The sequence below is a fragment of the Steroidobacter sp. genome, assembly GCF_016790065.1.
GTDB lineage: Bacteria > Pseudomonadota > Gammaproteobacteria > Steroidobacterales > Steroidobacteraceae > Steroidobacter.
In genome coordinates, this window is sequence record NZ_JAEUPY010000642.1 from 1 (window position 1) to 5135 (window position 5135).

Sequence of the window (5135 nt, forward strand, 5' to 3'; positions counted from 1 at the left end):
GCATCAGGTCGGCGGTGTAGTTGGTGCTGTTGAACGGTGTATCCATCACATCGAGATTGCCGAACAGACCGGTGCGACCGCCACGCGCCACCTGGCCGCCGGCGTAGTTCGGTGGCAACTCGACCTGCGAGCCGCTGACGATCACATACTCCAGCACCTCATCCTTGCTGGCACCGGTGGCTTGCGAGGACGCCGTGGGCATCTCCTTGGGATCGCCGATCGCAATGGTTCGTTCGCTCACGGCCTTGAAGGTCAAGCCCGTGCCCTCGAGCAGGATGGTCAGAGCGTCCTCTACGGTCTGCGTGCCGGAGATCGGCCCCACCAAATCACCGTCGTCGACGGTGTCGCTGAAGCGCGCGATCAGCAGGCCAGTTTGCTGAGCGAGCTCGGCGAGCGCAGTGTCGAGACGCTGCTCGGGAATGTTGAGTTCATAGCGCTTGATGATCGCATGCGCAGGTTGCGCCGCTGCGAACGTGGCACACACGCATGCCACCGCTGCCGTTACGGTTAGTCTCACGGTCAGTCTCCCCATTATTTGAATTGGCGCCGATAAGACGGACCGAGACTGAGTTTTTTCCCCCATGGGTCGAAGGTTCTTCCGTTGTTACTTAGCCACGGGTGCCGAGCGTCGCGGCGCGATGGTGATCGTGCCCGGATCGGCCCGCTCGATCGTGACGGGCAATGCACCTTGCACGAATGCGATGAATTCCTCGGGATAAGCCGCATCGAACACGCCGCTCACCCGCCGGGCGGAGAGCGTCGCATCGGTCACCCGAAGCTGGACGCGGTTGTATCGGTTGAACGCGGTGATGACATCGGCCATCGTTTCGTTCCTGAAAATCAGGCGTCCATCGGCCCAAGCCAGCTCTTGACTGCTGTCGACGGTTTGCACCGGCACCGCCAGCTGTGCGCGCTGCACCGTAGCTTGCTGATTCGCGGTGACATAGATTTCACTACGCGGCGTTGCTTCGGGAGTCGTTGCTGCCGAGCCCGCTGCAAACAGTTCTTTTTCTCGCGCCCCGGTCACGACCGCGACTTTTCCTTCCGCGACGGTCACGACCAATACGTGATCGCCGCGCCGCTCGACGCCGAAGGCCGTACCGACAGCCCGCACCTTGGCGTCATCGGATTCGACGACAAAGGGTCGCTGTGGATTCTTGGCTACGCGAAACACCGCTCGTCCTTCGAGCAGTTGCAAGCGACGCACGTGGGTCTCGAATCGCACTCGCAGGCGCGTCTGCGGATCGACCTGCACGACGCTACCGTCTTCGAGCACCAACTCGCGACGCTCGCCGCGATCGGTCGCGATCAGTTGTCCTTGCCCGTTGGCAACAAAGGTGAAGACACCGACGGTCACTGCCGCAACGGCAGCGGCGATTGCAATCGCAACCTTCAGCTTAGGTCTGCGTCCCGCTGCTTGATGCTGATCGAGCGGACGCGCGGCCGAGGTCAGGGCCGGCGAGATAGGCACGACTTTCCCGACAGCAGGCGTGGCTTGGCTCACGATGCTGTCCCATTCGTTGAATTGATCGAGCGTGCCGTGGACCTGCATGATGCGCAGGATTTCGGTCACATGCACTTTCGATTCGCCCAGCCACTCGACGAATCGCTCCCGCTCGGCCCGCGGTACGTCGCCAGCCTGTAGCAGTGCCCACCATTGGGCCGCTTCTTTGCAGGCCCTAACCCGTCGTTCGATCGCGTCCACGGCACAGCGCCTCAGTCTGGTAAGTTTTCAGAAGGTCGGGATCCAGTTCGTGGCGCAGCCGTTCGTAGCTGCGCTCGAAGTCCCGTCGCACGCTGCGCAATGTCACTCCGGTGCGTTGCGCGATCTCCGCGTAGCAAAGCCCCTCCCCGAAATACAGATTGAGCACTTCGCGCTGACGATCGGAAAGCGTCGCTAGCGCCCGCTTGATCTCCTCCCCGGACTGCACGCGCAACAGGCTTGCATCCGGACGATCGCCGTCCACCAATTCCTCCAACCATTGCGCGGCATGCGGGGCGCGGCTGCGGGCCCGCATCGACCATTCCGCTGCGACGTTCGAAGCGATCTTGTAGAGATAGGCCTGGGGATGCTCGATGAGTTCGAGCTTGTCGTAACGCATGAGCCGCAGAAACACCTCTTGGCCCACATCCTCCACATCGGCCGCGCGCACTCCGGTCCGACCGACTAGAAATTTGAGCAAAGGATCCCGCCACTGGCGGAACCAGTCCGTCATCCGACGTTTCGCTTCGCGAGTCGACATCGCCGCCTCACCCAAGGTTCATCCTAAGACGGGCTGGCTCGCCGTTCTTTCCCCCTCGCTGGAACTGGAGGAGCGGCGATGGCTGATCCTAACTGAGGATCGAGGTAACGCGCCGCTGCCTGGATTGGCTAGTCGGCCGTAAGCTGGAAGGGTGGCAGGCTTGCACCGTGGACTGTGTGGGCTCTGGGACCAAACCGAGTTTGGTCCGGAAGCCGTCCGCCACTTTACAACTGGGTGTGTAAGTGGCTGGTGCCAATATGGAATTTGGAGCGGGAAACGAGGCTCGAACTCGCGACCTTAACCTTGGCAAGGTTACGCTCTACCAACTGAGCTATTCCCGCTTGGTCGCCCGAAGGCTGCTGCCCTCAGAAGAGGCCGCTATTCTAGGGACGGAGAGCCAAGTGTCAAGGCAAGATGTGCACTTAAATCCATCTTTGTGCACAAGTTATCTAGTACCCGAGCGCATCAGGTCCGGCCAGGCGGCCCGTAGGTAAACCCCCATCGACCAGAGCGTCAAGATGGCCGCCGCTACCAAGCAATAAAAGCCCAGCTCGAAGGCGGGGATGAACCAGACATCGCCCCGGAACAGCATCATGGACAGGCCGGTCATCTGGAAAATGGTTTTGAACTTGCCGATGGCGGATACCGCCACCTTGCCGCGCGCGCCCATCTCAGCCATCCATTCACGGAGCGCGGAAATGGTGATTTCGCGACCCACGATCACACAGGCGGTCAACGCGATCATGGTGTGCGGGTCGAACTTGAAGTACTCGAGCATCGGCGGGTCGTAGCTGACCAACAGCACCAAGGCCACCGCCACCATCAGTTTGTCCGCGACCGGATCGAGGAACGCGCCGAGCGCCGAGGTTTGGCCGAGTTTGCGCGCCAGATAGCCATCCAACGAATCGGTGACGGCCGCCAGGATGAACGTCCAGCCAGTCGCCGCTGCAGCCCACGGCTGGGGCATGTAGAACAGAACGACCACCAGCGGGATCATGAGGATCCGCGCCACGGTCAGGATATTCGCGATGGGAAAAGTCACCGGGGGGAATTGTAAGGACTTTTCAGCCGTTCGCATGCAAAGTGTCAAAGATGGTTTGCGCCAGTTTACGACCGATGCCATGGACTTTGGCTAAATCGTCGATGCCGGCCCGGGTCACCCCTTGCAGACCGCCGAACTGGCGCAGCAGTTCCCGGCGTTTGCGCGGCCCCAAGCCGGGCACGGTTTCCAGGATCGACTCGGTCCGCGCTTTGCCGCGTCGCTGGCGATGGCCGGTAATGGCGAAGCGATGCGCTTCGTCGCGCACGCGCTGGATCAGGTGTAAGGCCGGCGAATCCGGCGGCAACATGATCGGCAGCTCCTGATTCGGCAGGAACAGTCGCTCCTGCCCCGGCCGCCGGTCCGCGCCCTTGGCGACGCCCGCGATCAACACATTATTAATGTCGTACTCCTTCAACACCTCGCTGGCCTGGGCCATCTGCCCGGGGCCGCCGTCGATCAATAGCACGTCGGGCGTGGGCGCCTCGCCTTTTTTGACCCTGGCATAGCGTCGGGACAGTGCCTGGTGCATGGCGCCGTAGTCGTCGCCGCCGGCAATGCCTTCGATATTGAAGCGTCGGTAGTCGCTCTTGATCGGCCCCTCGGGTCCGAACACCACGCACGACGCAACGGTGCGCTCGCCCATGGTGTGACTGATGTCGAAGCACTCGATACGCGCCGGCGGATTCGGCAGGTTGAACACCTCTTGCATGGACTGCAGCTGTTCGACGCTGGTCGCCTCGGTCGCACGACGCATCTTCACGCCGAGCTCGGCGTTGGTCCGCGCCATCTCCAGCCAGCGCGCTCGAACGCCGCGAACATTAGGTCGAATGCGCACCGACCGCTCCATACGCTCGGTCAACGCCTGTTCCAGCGTATCGGCATCCTCGATCTGCTCGTTGATCAGGATTTCGCCAGGCGCCTCGCGACCGAGGTAGTACTGCGCCAGAAAGCCCGAGAGCAACTCCCCTGCTTCGGCAATGCCGGGCTTGGGGAAGAAATTGTTGCTGCCGAGGTTGCGCCCGCCGCGCACGAACACTATGGACACGCAATGATCGCTGCCATGGGACACGAGTGCGACGGCGTCGATGTCTTCGGTGGCGTTCCGCGTGACCGACTGAGTCGAGTGAATCGCCTTGATGCCGTTGATCTGGTCACGCAACCGCGCGGCCTTTTCGAACTCCAGTGCTTGCGAGGCCTCCTCCATGCGTTGCGCCAGGTCGTCGATCAGCTCAGCGCCCTTGCCTTCCAGCACCTTGGTCGCATCGTTCACGTCCTGGCGATAGTCCTCGGGCGAAATCAGGCGCACGCACGGTCCCGAACACCGCTTGATCTGATGCTGTAGACAGGGCCGCGAACGATTGGCGAAGAACGAGTCGCTACACGGACGCAGCAGGAACAGCTTCTGGAGCAACAGAATGGTCTCGCGCGTCGCTCTCGCGTTTGGATAAGGACCGAAGAATCGACCCGGCAACTTGCGACTGCCGCGATAAAAACTGATGCGCGGGTATTCGTCTTCGGTGGTGACGTACAGGTAGGGAAAACTCTTGTCGTCGCGCAGAGTGACGTTGAACCGCGGCCGATGCCGCTTGATCAAGTTGTACTCGAGCAGCAGCGCCTCGGTTTCCGACGCGGTCACGGTCACTTCTACATTGGCCACCTGCGCGACCATGGCCATGGTCTTGGCCGCCTGCGCCTTGCCGACGAAGTACGTGGTCAGCCGATTCTTCAGATTGCGCGCTTTGCCGACGTACAGCACTTCGCCGTCGGCGCCGATCATGCGATAGACGCCCGGACGCTGGCTGACATTGGCCAGGAACAGCTTGGAGTCGAAGGCGACGGCACTCATGCCG

General features: G+C 61.7%; 5 protein-coding genes and 1 tRNA gene. All 6 read right to left on the reverse strand.

Annotated features, from left to right (window positions below):
- The coding region (locus JNL55_RS26575; protein WP_293861627.1) for an STN domain-containing protein at nt 1–517 on the reverse strand (517 nt) is incomplete at its 3' end.
- Between the two features lie 87 nt (nt 518–604).
- A complete protein-coding gene (locus JNL55_RS26580) occupies nt 605–1705 on the reverse strand; it encodes a FecR family protein (RefSeq protein WP_293861630.1) in 1101 nt (366 codons plus the stop codon).
- The gene (locus JNL55_RS26585) at nt 1680–2243 is read right to left on the reverse strand and encodes an RNA polymerase sigma factor (RefSeq protein WP_293861633.1); all 564 of its coding nucleotides are present in this window, start codon (nt 2241–2243) and stop codon (nt 1680–1682) included. Before JNL55_RS26585 ends, JNL55_RS26580 begins: the two co-directional genes overlap by 26 nt.
- 265 nt (nt 2244–2508) lie before the next feature.
- Nucleotides 2509–2584 (reverse strand) — tRNA-Gly (locus tag JNL55_RS26590).
- 104 nt (nt 2585–2688) lie between these two features.
- Nucleotides 2689–3321 (reverse strand): CDP-diacylglycerol--glycerol-3-phosphate 3-phosphatidyltransferase, encoded by a 633-nt coding sequence (gene pgsA / locus JNL55_RS26595; RefSeq protein ID WP_293861636.1) that lies wholly within the window; start codon nt 3319–3321, stop codon nt 2689–2691.
- Complete coding sequence (gene uvrC / locus JNL55_RS26600; RefSeq protein WP_293861639.1) at nt 3308–5131, reverse strand: excinuclease ABC subunit UvrC; 1824 nt, start codon at nt 5129–5131, stop codon at nt 3308–3310. The genes pgsA and uvrC overlap by 14 nt, the downstream gene beginning before the upstream one ends.
- Nucleotides 5132–5135 lie beyond the last annotated feature (4 nt).

Excerpts from the sequence above, each read along its gene's own strand:
- pgsA (WP_293861636.1), bottom strand. The coding sequence starts at position 3,321 with ATGCGAACGGCTGAAAAGTCCTTACAATTCCCCCCGGTGACTTTTCCC.
- uvrC (WP_293861639.1), bottom strand. The coding sequence starts at position 5,131 with ATGAGTGCCGTCGCCTTCGACTCCAAGCTGTTCCTGGCCAATGTCAGC.
- JNL55_RS26585 (WP_293861633.1), bottom strand. The coding sequence starts at position 2,243 with ATGTCGACTCGCGAAGCGAAACGTCGGATGACGGACTGGTTCCGCCAG.